Raw genomic sequence first — 17,241 nt, forward strand, 5'->3', positions numbered from 1 at the left:
GTCTTATGTATGGTGTTACACTAGGAATTGTTATCCTCATCTGAGGAGCTATATAGGTAGATAAAGTGTTAATTTATAAGAAGGGGAGAAATATAAAGTGAATCAAGTAATAAAACCAGCAGGATTTTGGATACGCCTATTAGGAAATCTATTAGATGGCATTATTGTAAGTATTCCTTTGGGGCTTATTGGCTTTCTTATTACAGGAGACTTTGATCGTGAAGATCCCATTACATCACTCATAGGTTTTATCTATGCAGTTGCTGTACCTATTTTATGGTATGGATATACTATAGGGAAACGAATTGTTGGAGTGAGAATTGTCAAAGTCAATGGAAAGAAACTTGGAATTGGAGCAATGCTATTAAGAGTTCTTGTAGCCGGCATTGTTTATGGTATTACATTAGGTATTGCGTTAATTGTAAGTGTGTTCATGGTGGTTTTCCGTAAGGATAAAAGAAGTCTTCATGACATGATGGCAGGCACTTACGTTACATATTCAAAACCAGGTGAAATAGAGGATAAACAGGCATTTGTAGATTAATACTTAATCTACAGTAGGGTAACTTGTGATTTATTACCTTTTGTGATTCCAGATACAGATAGCAAATTGAGAAGTTTGCCATATTCAATAGTAAAGATATTTTTGGTGGAATAATATAGGAATTCAAACTTTCTTTCATATGCAATACCGAATATCCTCTATTTCTAATCTACTATTCGGGACTATTTAAAACTCCTACACCTTAATGGTTAGGAGTTTTTTCTGTGTATTATCTATAGGGTATAAGCAGATAGCTACACATTAGAAAATTTCTTAAGCTGTGAAGGGTTAACTATAGATTATCGAATATACTCATTATTTTCTTGTTCCACTATCCATACAAGTAACTCTTTTTCTTTGCTATTTAAATGTCGACCTAAACGTTTTTCAAAATCAAAAACTAATTCGTCGAATCGAGGGCTATTTTCCATCTATATTCCTCCTGTGCCATCTGCAGTATAAGGTATAAAAGATATATTTAATATAAATCTTTATCCTTGTTTCTTGTTACTGAAACTTTGCTCACTTTTAAGATGTTTTTAATCATATTTAGAACAAAGACCGCCCATTATGTCTCATTATATAAGGCGGTCTTAACTGTATTCATGCTATATGTTTATGCCCAAAATATCGACACTATTCTAAAAAGACGTCAGGTAAAAAAGCCAATGGCTAAAATCAATGCCACACAAGCCAAATAGATATTCCCACTCCAATCTCTCTTTTCCCTTTCATGCACCGCATAACTGTTATAAGAACCTTCAATCGGCTTTATTTTAAGTTTTCGTTGGACTTCTTTATCTAAGATCAAGTCTAATTCCTCCATTGTTTGATAATTGTAAGGTAGGAATCGCCCTTGTACGTCTCTCGATCGGCTGCTGACGTCTCGTAATTCTTTCTGCCTTTTCATGGCTAGAGGACTGTTGGTTGAATTCAATAGTTTTTCCAGAGATCGATTGGTCGTCTGTTGATGTTCCAAGTAACGTAGAAATTCTTGTAGACGTTCTTTTTCTCTCACGGTCATCATTTTCTCCTCCTCCTTTCTCTTCGATGTTGGGCTCTTGTTCCATCCATAACGGGTGTGAAGAAGATTGCCATGGAGAGGAGGGGAGAGGGACGTCACTTATTTTATACTGATTCATTAGCGTTAAAAAAACAGGGTTGTGCGCTGCTGTAAAAAGCGCACATCTTATAATTTGATTTCGGTCTAACTCGGTAGCCTGAAACAGACTATCTACATATGTACGATAAATAGAATGATACCGCACAGTTGGTCGATAAGTGTCTACATGATTTTCCGGCTTCTTATTTTTCTTCATATGCGCTTTTCTCTTTCAGAATGACATCTAACATCTTCTTACCTTCTAACGTTAAATAGACGTCTTTTCGATTCAATAGCGAGGTTGCTAATTCTTTTGTCATTTCAATCGCTCCATTCTTGGTAGCATAAGGTGACGTCTCTTTCTGACGTCTTACTCTATGATATGAGCCGATGCTTGTCCTATATGTAACTTTTTTTTTTATGATTAAAAAAGTTACATAATGTCCATACTTCTTGATAAAGGAGATGGATGTATGGTTCTAGGCTTAGGAAAGAAGCGAACAAGGTTTGGAAGGTGGTTGGATAAGCAAGAAGATATCAATCAATTAGAACTCGAAAATGCCACAAAGTTAAGTCGCCCAACCATATCGAGGCTTTGTAATGATAAAAACTACATACCTAAATACTCCACAATTTATAGAATAAATGCAGGGTTACGAAAGTTAAAGAAGGATGTAAAAGTAGAAGATTTTCTACAGTTGTAAATAGGTAATGCACTTAAGGCTTATAAATGGAGTTATTAATACTAATAATTTAGCTAAATTAAATTTTGATAAAAAATGATTATATGAAAAACTTCAGGAATTAGATATAAGTTCTATTTCATAGGTATTTTATGTAGAAGTTGGAGGAGACGTAGCGATCGATCCAGTAGCAATTGGGCAAGCGATTGCGGATGCAGCTAAAACGGCTGATAATCGAAGTGGTTTTGTCAAAGGAGCAATGGAAAAAGCGCTTTTTGAATCGGGTCAACAATATAATGTAGTGGTCATGAATTTGAGTCAAGGTTATAATTCAAACCAGTTACAAGGTGTCCAATATTTTGATACCGTAGATTACGATGGTATCACGTTTGGAGTTTGGATATTTGAAGAAGGAACGTTTATTAATGAAGGTGACGGAGGATACGATAACTGGGCCTTTAGAGGTTGGTTTGAACGAACGGGAGATGACGAAAAAACGGTCAACTTTCGTAGACCTTAATCTATATAAAAAGAATTCATTTTGAATAATTATTTGAACAGCCCCCTGTCAAGTAGACAGTGGAAATAATAAAAAAATTAGGCGGCTTGAATCCTATATTCTAATAGACTTAAGCCGTTTAATCTTTCTTGATAACGTTTGTTATTGTAAAAATCAATATAATCATTTATTGATTGTTGTAACGTTTCAATCGTTTCGTACTTATGTGGGTAATATTCTTCACACTTCAACGTTCCCAAAAAAACTCCATTGGTCCATTATCTATACATCTTCCTGCACGTGACATGCTATGAACCATTTTTGCTTTTTCTACTTTTCTCTTAAACACACGGGACGTGTATTGATACCCTCGATCACTATGAATTAATGGTTGTTCATTCTTTTTTAAGATAGCGATAGCTTGGTCTAATGTTTGAAATACCAATCCGTTATTGTTTGAATCTCCCAATACATAACTAATAATAGAAGGAAAGCGAGAAAAATATATATCATTACAAGAATAATACTCTTAAGTCTCTTTGTCTTAAACAGTGTTAAAGACCTTAATTACATTAGGTAATTAAGCAAAATAGTTATCTCTTTTTTTTAAAGCATTGGCAATTTTTCTGACTCCTTCTTCAACTCGGTGATTTTCAACATTTGATACATTTAACTTTAAAACCCGTTCTTTGTGAAAGTTGGCTAAATAATTACTTTCAACTGAATCCAGATATACACCCTGTTCGTATAAATAACGAATAAATAACTTCATATTTACTTGTCTAGGTAGCAAAATATGACCATGCATAACTATTTCTGACGATGATTCGTAATTAGCCAGATGCTTTTGCAGAGATTGATGAAGAATTTGTGCACGTTTATGGTAAATACTACTTACTTTTGATTTATTATGTTCAAACATACCACTTTTTATATAAAGATATAGGGCAGCTTGTGAAATCATAGAGCTATCTATATCTGAGGTCATTCTAAATTTTTGAAAGCTACTAAGAATTGGAGGAGGAAGTACGGCTAAACCAATTCTTAAACCTGGAAACATGATTTTTGAAAAGCTCTTTAAGTAGATAACCTGTTCCTTTATATCCTCTGAAAAAAGAGGATCATTCTTTGTGTTATATTCAAAATCTGCTAAATAGTCATCTTCTATGATATACACATTGTATTTATAAGCTAACTGTAAAATAGCTGCTTTGTCTTTTTTGCTATATGACGTTCCTAAAGGATTATGGAAGCGTGGCATTGTATAAAAAAATTTAACCTCTTCTTCCTTGAATATTTTTTCTAGTTGCTCTAGATCAATACCTTGTGCTGTACGTTGAATGCCTATTGCATGAATTCCATATGTTTTCAGCATATCCATATACAAATGGTAACTAGGTTGTTCAACTAAAATAGTAGATCCGTTATTTGGAAAAGGCATCATACTCAGTAAAGCGAGTGCCTGTTGAACCCCTGAAGTGATGAAGATCTGTTCAGATTTCGCAAATACTTGATAAGATTCTAAGAGTCTCTTAGCTTCTGCAATTAATAAAGAGAAACCTTTTGGTGTTCCATAACGAAACAATTCTTCTTGATATGTATCAATCGCTTTATTAATACACTGTTGAAAGTCTTTATAAGGAAATGCATGCCATGTTGGAGATGATGTTGCAAAATCAACGCCTTCAGTAGATCTAGGTTCTTCGAAAACCTGATGTTCTACAACGTAATAACCACTCTTTGGAATAGAATAAATAATATGTTGCTCTTCCAAACGTTTTAAGGCAGATATTATGGTACTTTTACTACAAATATATTCGAGCGATAAGCCTCTAATTGATGGTAATTTTGCCCCTGATGGAAAGTCCCCAGACTGTATCTTTTGAAGTAGAGAATGATAAATTGTTTCATATTTAAGCATAGTATTCCTCCAAATACACATCTGTACCGATACAGATGTGTATTTTTTATATCGTAGATATTGCTTGTTTTTCTTACTATAGTGATAACCGGCCGGATAATTCTAAAGGAGGTCAATCACATGGTTAAAAAGAAAAAAGCATATATAGCTGCACTTACTTATGCTATCATTATCGGATTGTCATTTATGTTTGTCAAAGTTGCATTAACTATTGCTACACCTTTTGATGCATTAGCGCATCGATTTACTATTGCTTTTGTGGGGGTTACAATCTTAAAAGTACTGACGAAAAAAGCATTAAAAGTAACTAAAAAGGATATAGTGATTATTGCTTCATTAGCTATTTTATACCCCACTCTCTTTTTTGCTTTTCAGGTATTTGGACTAGTAAATGTATCATCATCTGAAGCCGGAATTATTCAAGCAACAATCCCAATTTTCACCTTAATCTTTGCGAGCATATTTTTAAAAGAAACATCTACATCTGGTCAAAAGATAGCTATTATTTTCTCGGTGGTAGGTGTGATATATATTATGTATATGAACGATATAGAAAATAAAAATACTAGTCTACTAGGAAGTGGTTTGATTTTACTTTCTGCACTTGTATCGTCCCTATACAATGTATGTGCTCGAAATTTAACTCAACGATATTCCTTATTCACTATCACATATATCATGAATTTATTTGGTTTTATTACCTTTAATGGTTTAGCACTGATAAATCATCTAATGAATAACACTATCCATCAATTTATGAAGCCTTTTGTTCATCTCAATTTTGTGATTGCAATTGTCTATCTAGGTTTATTATCATCTTTAGTTACTTCCTATCTTTCTAATTACGCTTTATCAATAATAGAAGCATCTAAAATGAGTGTCTTCAGTAATTTTGCTACACTCATTACAATCTTGGCAGGAGTAATTTTTTTAAAAGAACAATTTCACCTTTACCATCTAGTCGGGGCCATTATCATTATTGCAGGAGTTATAGGAACAAATTGCTTTGGCGCAAAAGGTAAACACAGTAAAAAAGCCTAGTTTCCATAATCCATATTCCCAGGATACAAAAACCTTAGAAATCTATAGATTCCTAAGGTTTTTATATTCATGTTTCTTTTCATTCGTCATAGTAGCCTAACTTAATATCCAGTAAATATTGCCAAGTCCATACTTTAACACACTAAGTACATCCCATTAAATATTACCTTTTATTTATTCAATCGGAAGTAAAGTATCAACCACGATACTGTTTACAACATTAATATACGCAAATGCACTTGCTTTCATAACATCCGTATCTGTTGCCTTGGCAATATACTTTTCGCCTTTGTATTCCACTTGGATCTTTACTTTTCCTAATGCTTCCTTACCTCTTGATACACTGCTAATATTATATTCAATCAATCTAATATCTAAATCACTAATTTCTGTAATAGCAGAATACAAAGCATCAATTGGGCCAGAACCGACGGCACTGCTTTTTAATATTCGATCACCCTTTTTAATCTTCACACTTGCAGACGGGAAATTTGTATTACTAACAACTTGCAAGTCGATTAGTTCATAAAAATGATGACTATAGTGCATTATATCCTGATTATGAATATCATTTTTCGCATAATAATTCTCAACGATGACATATAAGTCATGATTATATACTTCTTTTTTCGCATCTGCCAATGCAAGGAAAGCTTCAAATATCCCTTCAAATTGTATGTTAGTCATCTCATTAAAGCCTAATGATTCAAGGGCATTTTTCACCGCATGACGTCCAGACCGGGCGGTTAAAACAAGTTCCATATCGTCTAAACCGACTTCAATTGGGCTAATGATTTCATAAGCATCTCTTGCTTTTAATAAGCCGTCTTGGTGTATACCTGAAGAATGAGCAAAGGCATTATCTCCTGTAATGGCTTTATTTACTTGTACATCAAGCCCCATTAAACTACTTACTAACCTAGATGTATTTATAATTTCTTTCGTATTAATATTTGTGTACGCATTATAAACTGATGAGCGCGTATTAATTGCCATCACGACCTCTTCTAGTGCAGCATTGCCTGCACGTTCACCAATGCCATTTATCGTACACTCAACTTTATCTGCCCCATTTTTAATTGCAGCTAACGTATTCGCAGTTGCCATACCAAGATCATTATGACAATGGACACTTAAAAGCACTTTATCATTCAAATTTTTCAAGCGATCATTTATTTTAAAGATTAGTTCACCAAACTCTTCCGGCTCGGCATAGCCAACTGTATCGGGCACATTAATAATGGTAGCTCCCGCCTTTACAACAGCTTCGATCGTTGCCCATAAATATTCGAAATCGGAGCGAGACGCATCCTCCGTTGAATATTGTACATTTGGTAGAAATGTTTTGGCATATTTTACTGCATCAACACCAAGATCTAAGATTTGACTTTTCGATTTTCCAAACTTCTTTTCCACATGAATGTCTGAAGCGCCTAAAACTATATGGATTAACGGTTTTTTAGCATATTTCACACTATTATAAACAGCATCAATATCAGTCTTTACTGCTCTTGCTAACGCTGTAATGATCGTTTCGTCTGTATTTCCTATTTTCAGAGCAATTTCTTTCACAGCATTAAAATCACCAGCTGAAGATGAAGGAAAACCAGCTTCGATAATATCGACTTTCAGCTTCTTTAGTTGCTGCGCTACTTCTAGTTTTTCATACAGGTTCAACTTAGCCCCTGGGACTTGCTCCCCATCTCTTAAAGTCGTATCAAACATCCAAATTTTTCTCGTCATTTCAGAAACACTCCTTCTTCATATGAATGTATAAAAAAAGCCCCGCCTCTATAAAAATATAGAGACGAGGCGTTGCTCGCGGTACCACTCTAATTGATCAATCATTACATAATTAACCCACTCATTTTCGGCAGCTATCACCACCTATCTTCATAACGGTAGAAAACCGACATCCCCTACTTATAATATTCAGGGAGTAGCTCTTGGATGAGTTCAAAGGTAATAACTACCGATTCTCACCAACCATCGGCTCTCTGACAAGTTTAGATATCCTTCTACTATTTCCAATCTTTGCTTATTATTATTTGATTACATGCAATATTATATCTATCTATTCAATTTGTCAACGTATTTTTTTGAATACAAAATTTATTCTGACTATAATAATATCCTTTTTGCAAATTATTAATTTGCACATAAATATCCACTATCCTTAAGTAATGTTTAGAGTGCTTTCTTAAAAATTTTTTTATATTACTACATTAGTGAAAAACCAATTATTTGTCGTCACCTAGAGTAAATGGTACAACTTTAATTTTTATAAAAGAGGTTGTGCATTTACATCTATATATAAAATTAATTTACTATTTATCTTTAACAAAGATTACGTTAATAAAAGCACTCTAAAGTTAAATGATTATAAATTTTCTTTTAAGTCATTATGAATACAAAAATTTTTTTAGAGGTAAAGATAAAATAGATTGATATATATTAAAAGGTGAAAATGTTTATTTGTTGTTGCTAAGTATAGATAATAAAATATTAATCTTTATGATTTAATTTTTATCTTTTTTCAGCTAATTGAAGACATATGAAAAATATCTAAAAAGAATATAGGAGCGTAATTACGCATATTACATATTATTCTATGTCTCACTTCATCTATCAACCTTGCATAAAAAAAGTGCAAAAGGGAATACTGTTTGCAAAATAGAAAAGATAAAGGGGTTGACGTTTTATGGAAAATAATGTACTTAATGAAATGAATCAAGTTGATCCAAATTTAAGCGATGAAATGTTGGCTGAACTGTTTTTAGATCAAATGATGAATGACTTCAAAAGAAGTAAGATTCTCGAAAAAATTGATCAGTCCTTAGAGAATAAAGATAAAGAAGCTTTTTTATGTTTAACAGAGAAACTTAAATCCATACCTTGATCAAGGAGATATTATTATAATAGAAGAAACTTATAAAAAAACCTTTACGTGTTATGTTTAGTAAAGGTTTTTTCTTATAAAGAATTTAAAATTACTTTAATAGTTATATATATTGTAGAAAAAGCCTTCTATTAATAGATTATTAACGACAAGAGTAAATAAGTTATGTTAACTAGGTACGAATATTTTGAAGCGCTAGAGGTGCCTTAATTATATTCCTATCCCTCTATAGGTGGTATAATATGGATGATTGTATCAGTGAAAGGGGAGAAAGAGATGGACAAACTTGTATTCAAACAATTTGAAATCGGAAGAGAGTACTTCCTCAAAATCATAGAGGCTGTTTCTAAGGGGCAAACTGATGTACAGCCAGATGGTTTTAACAACACAATTCATTGGCATACAGGTCACGTTTTGACAATTACTGAACAAACTATGTTTGGTTTTCCTCATGCAACAACCCATCTTCCAGCAAATTATATGGAATTGTTCGGAAATGGTACGAAACCAGCCGATTGGACGGGGGATGTACCTACTATGGATGAGCTTAAGATCCAACTAAAAGATCAATTGGCTCGTATTCAGCAAATTCCTGCTGAACAGCTAAACAATAACTTGGAAAAGCCATTTTTGGGATGTAAAACCTTTGGAGAGCTGGCGGGTGTTACACTGATGCATGAAGCGACTCATATGGGCCAGATTCAGGCAATGAAGCGAATAATTGAACATGTGGGTGTGAAAAATTAAATTTTAAAAAAATGATATAACAAAGTTATCGGAGATAATAAAGCCTATATATTTTTTATATAGGCTTTAGCAGTTTATCGTTATATTGAAGCCGAAACTTTTTGTTTTCTTCTCAAGTTTAAGAAGCCAGAAGCTGTTAAAACACCTAAAATAACTAAACATGTACCTATTACTTGAGGTAATGTAATAAGGGATCCGGTTAAAATAGAAAGAATCATGGTGACGACTGGAACTAAATTAAAAAATAAAGATGTATTACTTGCGCCAATCGTAGCCATTCCTTTATTCCACCACAGATAGCCTAATACACTTGTAAATAGAGCCATAAAGAGAATAGCTCCCCAAGCTGACCATGTAACGTGAGACAAAGGCTGAGGGCTTGGTGAAAAAGCTGTTAAGACTAAAAGACAAAGAGAACCAACAATCATTGTATAAGTAGTTGTCTCCATTGAAGAACTACCCTTTAAATATTTTCTTCCTAATACACCATATAAAGCCCAACATAAGTTCCCTGTTAAGATTAATAAATCCCCTTTAGAAATCGATAGTGTTAGAATAATTTTTAACGAACCTTGCGTAAGGACAAGAATAACGCCTACTAAAGCAAAGGATATACCCAACATTTGCTGTTTTGTAATGGGATTCTTTAAAATAAAATAAGCAAAAAGTGCAGTTACTAGAGGGTTAGTTCCCATGATGAGAGCCCCGTTTAAAGGTGAAGTATATTGCATTCCTAAAAAGAAAAAAGCATTGAACCCAAAGATTCCTATGATGCCAAGTAAGATATACATTTTCCAATAGTTCTTAATGGCTTTTGACTTTATTTGTTTTTGTAATCCTAATATAAGAACCATAGCGAGTGCAGCAATACCAAATCGCCATGCTGCAGCACTTGCAGGGGAGAAGTAGTGAACAGCATACTTAGCCAAATTGAATGTAGCACCTGTAAATATAGCGAAGCCTATCAACATAAGGTATATTCTACTTTTCATCTTTTAAGTCTCCAATCATTGTTTTGTACGCCTCTAATTTCTCTTTTGTCACGTTCATAACAGTTTCAATCTCTTGTTTTTGCTTCTCTAAAAGAAGTAAGTGTTTGTTTAAAATCTCTGCCCTCGTTTGAATCTTTTTTAATTGAATGGCTGTAGAATCAATATTTTCTAGGAGACATCCATCCTTTAAAAATTCCTGGATATCTTCCAAAGACATCCCTGTTTGTTTTAACATTTTCATAAATTTAAGAAGGCGAATTTCACCTTCTGTATATCTTCTTTTTCCACCTTTTCTTAATGGTGAAGTTAATAACCCAATCTTTTCATAATAACGTAATGTATGAGCTGTGAACCCAGTTTTCATAGCAACTTCAGATATACTATACATTTCCATTTCCTCCTTTCTTTACATGTTACAACTTAGAGTTAGCTCTAAGTCAACGGTTAATTTGCAAACAATAAAAAAAGACTCAGATTTTTTCTGAGCCTCTTTGTTTAGTTACCCTAATGTGAATTATCGGCAATCATTGAAATATCTATATTAAGTTAATGGACTACCTGATGTTATCTTTTTAACCCATTCTTTTAGCTCCATATCTTCATGAAAATATATATTTGGTTCAATTTCTAAATCAATACCTAACAAAAAAATAAGGTATTCATGTAGTTGTTCTTCATCAGAAGAGAGGATATTTCTACTCTCTAGGTTTTGAACCCATTTATAAGACCATTGATTAAATTGTTCTCTAGACATATTTCCTTTAAGAACTTTCTCTAATTTGTTTATCAAATCTTGTTTAGTTGGCTGACTTTCAAACATTGATTTCACCTTTCGCTTTCTGAATAACAGCTGTTATAAATGGTGCTTTCGCTTCTGTATATCCAACTCGGTCAAAACTATATTTTTGAACCAATTCAATCTTCAACTGATTATATTGATCGCGTATATCTGAATATTTTCTTAGATAATCTCGAAATAAAATATTATTATTCCATTCTTCGCTTTGGTATTTATATATGTGTAAATGATGTGTTCCTGCTCGCCATAACCCTTTTCTAAAGAACCTTCTATTTGGAAAATCCTGATGAAATATATGTTCATATCCAATATTATTTAGTGGTTCAATAAAGGCAACTACTTCTTCTAGGTTACAAACTCCAACCATAATGTCTAATATTGGTTTAGCTCCTAATCCCTTAACAGATGTACTTCCAATATGTTCAATTGATAGAGCCATATTGCTCATAATATCTTTTAAAAGCTTTTCCTCTTCCTTAAAAGATAAGGCCCAATCAGACGTATATTTCTCAATAACTACTCGCTTATCCATATGTATGTCTCCCTAGTATAATATATATTTTTTCCTACCGATATAAAGTAAATGTGATGAAACGCCTAAAGTATAAGGGTCGGTTGCTGTTTTCTTTAATAATTCAATTAGTCGATCAACTTCGGCTTGTCCCTTATTTGTCCAGTAATCCCATTGTTCTTTAGATAAAAGGGAACCAATACTAGATGATCCCACTACACTTAGAGTTTCAAATCCTTTAGATTCCATAAAAGGATTAATTTCTTGTATATCAAAGTAATAAGCTCCTGTAAATCTTCCTTCATCCTGATGATTAAAGTCCCCAGTAGCAATAAACTCTTCGATATTGTCTATTGTATTATTGGGTTTCCACGATTCTGGATGTAACAATGAAGAGATAGTGTGCCTAATTCGGGACATAAAGGCAACAAATACAACTCCCTCATCTTTTGTCACTCGGTACAATTCTTTAACTGCTGCGTCACGATCTTGTTCATTCTGTAGATGATACATTGGCCCCATCATCAAGCAAGCATCGAATTCTTGATTTTTTAATACACTTAAATCCTTTGCATCCATAATATGAAATCCATTAAATTGATTAAAAAGCTCAAGCTCTTTTGCTTTATGTTCAGCTACCTTTACTAATTTAGGAGTGAGATCAGTTAGCGTTACCTGAAATCCTTTCTCGGCTAGTTTCATTGCATATTTACCTGGGCCAGCCCCATTATCTAAGATACATCCGTTTTCCGGTAGATACTTTTGTATATAATGCCAGTTAATTTGAAACTCTAACGGTTCCCTATCTAGACGTCCCCACTCGTCAAATGTTGAGTAATAATCCATTACTTTGTTCATTAATTAAATCCCCTTTTATGTCTTATACAACTTCCAATATAAGTATTATTCCTTTTGTGGAATTTGTAAACTATTGATGGATATGAGATACAAAATCAATTAACATAATGTATCAGTTGTATCGGTATCTTTTCAAATTTAGTTAGTTTACCTTTTCATACACATGAAAGTAATGTTCATAATGATTGTTTTCATCCTCAGTACCTTTCTCAACCGATAACTCTTTCCATAGGGAGAGATCAACTTCTGGAAAAAAGCGATCACCCTTAAAATAATGATTGATCCTAGTTATGTATAATTTATGAGTATAGGGTAAGAACTGGCGATAAATTTCTTCTCCGCCAAGGATAAATACTTCTTCTCCTTCACACATGGAAAGAGCATGTTCAATTGAATATGCTATATGACAATCTTGAGCTTTATAATTTTCATTTGTAGTCATGATGATATTTTTACGTCCATCTAAAGGTTTTCCAATAGATTCATAATTTTTCCTACCTAAAATAATTGAATGCCCCATAGTAACTTTCCTTAGATACTTCCAGTCATTTGGGAGCCTCCAAGGAATATCGTTATCCTTTCCAATTACATTTCCTTTTCCTACAGCAACCATTGCAGATATAATCATATATTTTTCATCTCCTCCACTATAATTTTACCAAATAAAGAAATCCTTAACTTATAATATATCTATAAATGGTAAAGGAGGAGATATAATGGATTTCAATCGAATAGATGTAGCTTACAGTCTATTAGTAGACAAGGAGAAAGAGAAAATCTTAGTGGTATTAAACAGAAATAATACATGGTCCCTTCCAGGTGGAGGAGTAGAGAAAGGAGAGACTCTGGAACAAGCAGCAATCCGAGAAACAAAAGAAGAAACGGGATATGATATCAAAGTAGATAGTATCGTTAGTTTGAATGAAGCATTTATAGATAATAATCATATTCTTTTTATAGTATTTAAAGGGCAAATCACCCAAGAGTCAAACCAAATTCCTCTGGATGAAAACATCCTGAAGGTGGAATGGGTTGATTTAAAGACAGCAGATAAACTTATGCCTTATTATCCTAATGGCATCAGTACTTTAATTAGTTCTCCAAATGCTCAATACATAGTTCAAGAATAAAAATTAATTGTGAAATTTAGATTTTACTTAATGTATATCATATACAACCTTAGTTTACGTAAAGGGATTTATCGGAAATCACATGTAAAAAAGCCCTTTTATTAAGGGCTTTCACTTGTTTACTCTTATATATTTAATGTTACATTTTGGGAGCTTCCATACCGAAATTCGACCAATCTTCTTTTGATGGCCCATAAATACCTGGAACGGGTAATCCTGCCTGCCTCATAAGAACGGTCATTTGTCCCCGGTGGTGGGCTTGATGTTGTATTAAAAACATTAAAAGTGACCCATTTGGTATTTTCTTACCCAAAAAGTCTATTCGTTCTTCTAACGTTTTGTCGATCCATTGAGTTTTTAATGCTTGTACAAATGCGTCACTTGCTTGCTGATAGCTGTCTGCTATAAACTGAGCCGTAGTCGGAACAGGCCAATCTTCAGACGGTGCCTCAAACGTTAAGTTAGTATTTGAAGCAATTATGTGAATGGCAGCTACTGTATGCCAAGCAATACGTCCTAGAGTCCAATTCTGTGAAGTAATTTCCTGTTTAAGAGACCCATCAGTTAAATTTTTTAGTAATCTCTGGGTAGCATTTGCTTCATATTCCCAAGATTTTAAAAAACTATCTAAACTTTGAAACATAAAAATCCTCCTTTTGTTTATCCTTTTAATTCCATTTTAACAATAGTTGTATTATAAAACATTATGTATGAGACGTTCATTCCTAGTTAATATAAAACGGTTTATCGATACTCTTAGAGAACATTATTACTTGATTAAACTAGCTTCATATATTCTTGAGATACTCCCCCAAGGGTGATAACCATCTCCTATATATGAGAAATCGTACTTTTCATAATATCCGATATGATTGGTACATAAATAAAGCTTATTGAATCCAGCATTTTTAGTATCTTCTTTGATTTTTAAAAGAAGCTTTTCCCCTAAAGACATACCTCGATAGCCTTCTTCAATATAAAGAGCACATACCCATGGCCACAAATCCATACGACTGATGAAATCGTTACTAATAAGTCCTGCACAGCCAATGATTTCTCCTCTATTCTCTAACAGATACCAAATTGGAAGGCTGTTATCTGTTTTCAAACTATGTACAATACAATCTTCATAAAGCTTGAGAGTATTTTCGTTTGCCCATTTGTTCTGAATGTATTTTATTGCTTTCTCTTGATACTCTACATGTTCTCTAACATTAATGATTTGCATAATATATTTCCATCCTTTATAAAAAATAACATGTCATTATTTATATTCTACATGTTTTTAATTTACATAAAGAGAATTATCTATAATTTAGTTACCATAATGGATTTTATAGGGAGTCATCTCGACTACTCTATACTCTATTTACAAGACAAAGCTACTGATCCCTGTTCAGTAGCTTTGTCTTTTTAAAATGAATATTCTATACATTTGTAGTTAACATAAAACCATTTGTAGGTACTAAAAAGTCTAATAAACTAAAAATGGGTTTATTAGGCTTTATCTTTAAATAACGTTCCTTTTAATTAAGTCCCTAACTGCATTTTGTACGCTTTCAGTTTGGGAATATTTAGTCTTGAAGCCTAAACTTCTTATTTTTTCATCATCCCAAATCCGATTTGTACTGAAAGTACTTAAAGCGTAAGATAGGGGTGTACTTTCCTCTACTATTTTAGATAAGTCACGTACACTTGCTACTTTCCCTCTAGCCTCGTCTATAGCTGTTTTTAGACTTCCCCAGGTTGTATCAAATCCTTTAAGTAAAAAGACGTTTTGTTTTTTTGTAAACGTCTTATAGGTACCTAGCCATTCCATTGCTCTTCCTATATCGCGTGTATCAATTAAAGAAACTATTGTTTGGCCATTTTTCAAAATCGGAAATTTATTATCTGAATGATCTTTTAATAATCTTGAGAAAAAAGAAGCCTTATCTCGAGATCCTATTGCACTTGCTGGACGTAGGATAATTGTTACCATATCTGTTTCTTTTCCTATTTCTTGAACAATCTCTTCTCTTTTTAGAAGTAACTTCTGAATAGGGTACTCTGGACGTATATCATAGGATTCAGTTATAGGTTTATTTGTACGAAAATCATATACTACAATTGAGCTTAATTGTATAAAACGCTCAACGCCATTTAAAGCAGCCTGTTTAAGGAGTTTTCTTGTCAATTCAATCTCCACAGGTGCTTCTAAATTAACTTCAGTGCTTAGGTTAGCATCTGCGGTACAGTTATAAACTTTTTGATGCCCTTTAATAATCTCTCCAAAAGATTCTGTTCTGGAGAAGTCTACTCTAACTACTCGCACACCTAAGTTATCCAAAAAGGAAGTTTCGCTAGTTTGGCGAACCACCGCTGTAACCTCGTGTCCTTTTAACCGCAATTGTTCTACCGTATGACTTCCTATAAAACCTGTACCTCCAAAAACAATGGCTTTCATCCTTATCATTCCTTTTATAAATGTATTATAAATAACCATTTACTGGGCGATTTATAATAATTATACTAAATGAAGTACTTTCATTTTTATAGTCCTGATATTTTTTATAGTAAGTATCCTTATGAATAGTAATGGAGGAATATCATGAATAATCAACTTGAACTAAAATCTAATTCTTCTAAATGTCCTATAGAAAAGACGATGAATGTTATTGGAGGGAAATGGACCTTCTTAATCTTAAGGGAACTTTTTACTGGACCAAAACGTTTTGGAGAAATACAAAAATCTTTAAAAGGAGTAAGCCCTCGGACTCTTTCTTTACGTTTAAAGGAACTACATGAGGAGGAAATTATTACACGTAAAATATATTCAGAAATACCTCCTCATGTAGAGTACTCTCTTACTGATAAAGGAAAAACAATGCGCCCAATATTTGAAGCAATGAAGGAATGGGGAAATACATGGGATGTGTTAGGTATTAAAGAAAGGGAATAAATACTTTTTAGTTGCCAAACCTTATGTATGGCATATTTAATCTTTTAACGTAATCACAGTTCTAGGAAACAACAAATAAAGAGCCTTAAATAATAAGGCTCTTTATTTGTTCTCTATTTACCTTTGTGCTTGGCCTTTGCTTTTTGTTTCTTCATTAGGTATTTTTGTTCCTTCAGTTCTTCACGATATTGTTTAGCTCTCTTTTTTTTGCTTTTTTTCTTTTCTTCATATTCTTGTTTTATGGCTTCTTCAGCTTTAGTCGAAACACCAACTTTATTTCTTTCTTTTGCTACTTGGCGCTGTAAACGTTTAGGATTTATCTTTTTATCGGATTTTCTTTTTACATCAAGACCTGAATGAACCGATTGATTGATAATATCTAGCAGTCTGTAATAAACAAAGTCTAATATCTCTGTATCTTTAGGCTCTGCTCCAAATACATAACGAAATGCTCTTAATTTACCGTCTTCTACAACTTCAATAATTCCTACCCAAAACTGACCATCATGGTAAATCGTTAGTGACATAACGATTCCCTCCTCTAAACATACTATGAAATGATGGACATCCCGAG

At 33.2% G+C, this 17,241-nt stretch carries 25 protein-coding genes and 1 other annotated feature; of the genes, 8 read left to right on the top strand and 17 right to left on the bottom strand.

Annotation, left to right across the window (positions count from 1 at the left end; translation table 11 throughout):
* The first annotated feature begins 97 nt into the window (after positions 1-97).
* Complete coding sequence (locus ACO1DI_RS22745; RefSeq protein ID WP_154974689.1) at positions 98-544, top strand: RDD family protein; 447 nt, start codon at positions 98-100, stop codon at positions 542-544.
* Positions 545-843: 299 nt separating this feature from the next.
* On the opposite strand, the gene ACO1DI_RS22750 is transcribed toward ACO1DI_RS22745, so the two are convergent.
* The 3 genes from ACO1DI_RS22750 to ACO1DI_RS22760 all read right to left on the bottom strand — a co-directional run bounded on the left by ACO1DI_RS22750 (position 844) and on the right by ACO1DI_RS22760 (position 1,863).
* The gene (locus ACO1DI_RS22750) at positions 844-975 is read right to left on the bottom strand and encodes a hypothetical protein (RefSeq protein WP_255256943.1); all 132 of its coding nucleotides are present in this window, start codon (positions 973-975) and stop codon (positions 844-846) included.
* A gap of 221 nt (positions 976-1,196) precedes the next feature.
* Entirely contained in the window at positions 1,197-1,355 is a 159-nt protein-coding gene (locus tag ACO1DI_RS22755; protein WP_155404219.1) for a hypothetical protein, read from the bottom strand.
* Positions 1,342-1,863, bottom strand: a complete 522-nt coding sequence (locus ACO1DI_RS22760; RefSeq protein ID WP_053001520.1) for a hypothetical protein — start codon at positions 1,861-1,863, stop codon at positions 1,342-1,344. Before ACO1DI_RS22760 ends, ACO1DI_RS22755 begins: the two co-directional genes overlap by 14 nt.
* A 256-nt stretch (positions 1,864-2,119) precedes the next feature.
* Between ACO1DI_RS22760 and ACO1DI_RS22765 the strand changes: the two genes are divergently transcribed.
* A complete protein-coding gene (locus tag ACO1DI_RS22765; protein WP_047752044.1) occupies positions 2,120-2,350 on the top strand; it encodes an XRE family transcriptional regulator in 231 nt (76 codons plus the stop codon).
* A 238-nt stretch (positions 2,351-2,588) separates the two neighbouring features.
* Entirely contained in the window at positions 2,589-2,849 is a 261-nt protein-coding gene (locus tag ACO1DI_RS22770) for a hypothetical protein (RefSeq protein ID WP_228307879.1), read from the top strand.
* Positions 2,850-2,926: 77 nt separating this feature from the next.
* Here the strand turns inward: ACO1DI_RS22770 and ACO1DI_RS22775 are convergent, their stop codons facing one another.
* The 3 genes from ACO1DI_RS22775 to ACO1DI_RS22785 form a co-directional block, all read right to left on the bottom strand.
* A complete protein-coding gene (locus ACO1DI_RS22775) occupies positions 2,927-3,088 on the bottom strand; it encodes an IS3 family transposase (RefSeq protein ID WP_080963453.1) in 162 nt (53 codons plus the stop codon).
* A complete protein-coding gene (locus ACO1DI_RS22780) occupies positions 3,076-3,336 on the bottom strand; it encodes a DDE-type integrase/transposase/recombinase (protein WP_080963452.1) in 261 nt (86 codons plus the stop codon). The genes ACO1DI_RS22775 and ACO1DI_RS22780 overlap by 13 nt, the downstream gene beginning before the upstream one ends.
* A gap of 72 nt (positions 3,337-3,408) precedes the next feature.
* A complete protein-coding gene (locus tag ACO1DI_RS22785; RefSeq protein WP_047752043.1) occupies positions 3,409-4,749 on the bottom strand; it encodes a PLP-dependent aminotransferase family protein in 1,341 nt (446 codons plus the stop codon).
* 120 nt (positions 4,750-4,869) lie between these two features.
* Here ACO1DI_RS22785 and ACO1DI_RS22790 point away from each other — a divergent pair, with 120 nt between their 5' ends.
* Positions 4,870-5,790, top strand: a complete 921-nt coding sequence (locus ACO1DI_RS22790) for a DMT family transporter (RefSeq protein WP_047752042.1) — start codon at positions 4,870-4,872, stop codon at positions 5,788-5,790.
* A 174-nt stretch (positions 5,791-5,964) separates the two neighbouring features.
* On the opposite strand, the gene ACO1DI_RS22795 is transcribed toward ACO1DI_RS22790, so the two are convergent.
* On the bottom strand, positions 5,965-7,533 hold the full coding sequence (locus tag ACO1DI_RS22795; protein ID WP_228307880.1) for a 2-isopropylmalate synthase: 1,569 nt from the start codon (positions 7,531-7,533) through the stop codon (positions 5,965-5,967).
* A gap of 57 nt (positions 7,534-7,590) precedes the next feature.
* Positions 7,591-7,834, bottom strand: a binding site (T-box leader).
* A 657-nt stretch (positions 7,835-8,491) separates the two neighbouring features.
* On the opposite strand from ACO1DI_RS22795, the gene ACO1DI_RS22800 reads away from it, so the two are divergent.
* On the top strand, positions 8,492-8,689 hold the full coding sequence (locus ACO1DI_RS22800; protein ID WP_047752041.1) for an IDEAL domain-containing protein: 198 nt from the start codon (positions 8,492-8,494) through the stop codon (positions 8,687-8,689).
* Between the two features lie 276 nt (positions 8,690-8,965).
* Positions 8,966-9,436, top strand: a complete 471-nt coding sequence (locus ACO1DI_RS22805) for a DinB family protein (protein WP_047752079.1) — start codon at positions 8,966-8,968, stop codon at positions 9,434-9,436.
* An 80-nt stretch (positions 9,437-9,516) separates the two neighbouring features.
* On the opposite strand, the gene ACO1DI_RS22810 is transcribed toward ACO1DI_RS22805, so the two are convergent.
* From ACO1DI_RS22810 to ACO1DI_RS22835, 6 genes are all read right to left on the bottom strand, one after another.
* Positions 9,517-10,428, bottom strand: a complete 912-nt coding sequence (locus ACO1DI_RS22810; RefSeq protein ID WP_228307881.1) for a DMT family transporter — start codon at positions 10,426-10,428, stop codon at positions 9,517-9,519.
* Positions 10,418-10,816 carry a MerR family transcriptional regulator gene (locus ACO1DI_RS22815; protein WP_047752039.1) on the bottom strand — a complete coding sequence of 133 codons (399 nt, stop codon included), beginning with the start codon at positions 10,814-10,816 and terminating at the stop codon, positions 10,418-10,420. The genes ACO1DI_RS22810 and ACO1DI_RS22815 overlap by 11 nt, the downstream gene beginning before the upstream one ends.
* 153 nt (positions 10,817-10,969) lie before the next feature.
* Positions 10,970-11,248: a hypothetical protein gene (locus tag ACO1DI_RS22820; protein ID WP_047752038.1), complete on the bottom strand. Its 279-nt coding sequence runs from the start codon at positions 11,246-11,248 to the stop codon at positions 10,970-10,972.
* Positions 11,241-11,759: a GrpB family protein gene (locus tag ACO1DI_RS22825; protein ID WP_423145636.1), complete on the bottom strand. Its 519-nt coding sequence runs from the start codon at positions 11,757-11,759 to the stop codon at positions 11,241-11,243. The genes ACO1DI_RS22820 and ACO1DI_RS22825 overlap by 8 nt, the downstream gene beginning before the upstream one ends.
* 12 nt (positions 11,760-11,771) lie before the next feature.
* Positions 11,772-12,596, bottom strand: coding sequence for a class I SAM-dependent methyltransferase (locus ACO1DI_RS22830; protein ID WP_047752036.1), 825 nt, complete (start codon positions 12,594-12,596; stop codon positions 11,772-11,774).
* A gap of 142 nt (positions 12,597-12,738) precedes the next feature.
* The gene (locus tag ACO1DI_RS22835; protein WP_047752035.1) at positions 12,739-13,224 is read right to left on the bottom strand and encodes a dihydrofolate reductase; all 486 of its coding nucleotides are present in this window, start codon (positions 13,222-13,224) and stop codon (positions 12,739-12,741) included.
* Positions 13,225-13,312: 88 nt separating this feature from the next.
* Between ACO1DI_RS22835 and ACO1DI_RS22840 the strand changes: the two genes are divergently transcribed.
* Positions 13,313-13,726, top strand: a complete 414-nt coding sequence (locus tag ACO1DI_RS22840) for an NUDIX hydrolase (protein ID WP_228307882.1) — start codon at positions 13,313-13,315, stop codon at positions 13,724-13,726.
* A 139-nt stretch (positions 13,727-13,865) separates the two neighbouring features.
* On the opposite strand, the gene ACO1DI_RS22845 is transcribed toward ACO1DI_RS22840, so the two are convergent.
* The 3 genes from ACO1DI_RS22845 to ACO1DI_RS22855 form a co-directional block, all read right to left on the bottom strand.
* The gene (locus ACO1DI_RS22845; RefSeq protein WP_047752033.1) at positions 13,866-14,369 is read right to left on the bottom strand and encodes a DinB family protein; all 504 of its coding nucleotides are present in this window, start codon (positions 14,367-14,369) and stop codon (positions 13,866-13,868) included.
* 126 nt (positions 14,370-14,495) lie between these two features.
* On the bottom strand, positions 14,496-14,954 hold the full coding sequence (locus ACO1DI_RS22850; RefSeq protein ID WP_047752032.1) for a GNAT family N-acetyltransferase: 459 nt from the start codon (positions 14,952-14,954) through the stop codon (positions 14,496-14,498).
* A gap of 282 nt (positions 14,955-15,236) precedes the next feature.
* Entirely contained in the window at positions 15,237-16,172 is a 936-nt protein-coding gene (locus ACO1DI_RS22855) for an NAD-dependent epimerase/dehydratase family protein (RefSeq protein WP_047752031.1), read from the bottom strand.
* A gap of 144 nt (positions 16,173-16,316) precedes the next feature.
* Here ACO1DI_RS22855 and ACO1DI_RS22860 point away from each other — a divergent pair, with 144 nt between their 5' ends.
* Positions 16,317-16,667 (top strand): winged helix-turn-helix transcriptional regulator, encoded by a 351-nt coding sequence (locus ACO1DI_RS22860; RefSeq protein WP_047752030.1) that lies wholly within the window; start codon positions 16,317-16,319, stop codon positions 16,665-16,667.
* Positions 16,668-16,780: 113 nt separating this feature from the next.
* Here the strand turns inward: ACO1DI_RS22860 and ACO1DI_RS22865 are convergent, their stop codons facing one another.
* The gene (locus ACO1DI_RS22865) at positions 16,781-17,194 is read right to left on the bottom strand and encodes a YjdF family protein (RefSeq protein WP_047752029.1); all 414 of its coding nucleotides are present in this window, start codon (positions 17,192-17,194) and stop codon (positions 16,781-16,783) included.
* Positions 17,195-17,241 lie beyond the last annotated feature (47 nt).

It is taken from the genome of Priestia sp. 40, assembly GCF_049368575.1.
GTDB lineage: Bacteria > Bacillota > Bacilli > Bacillales > Bacillaceae_H > Priestia > Priestia zanthoxyli.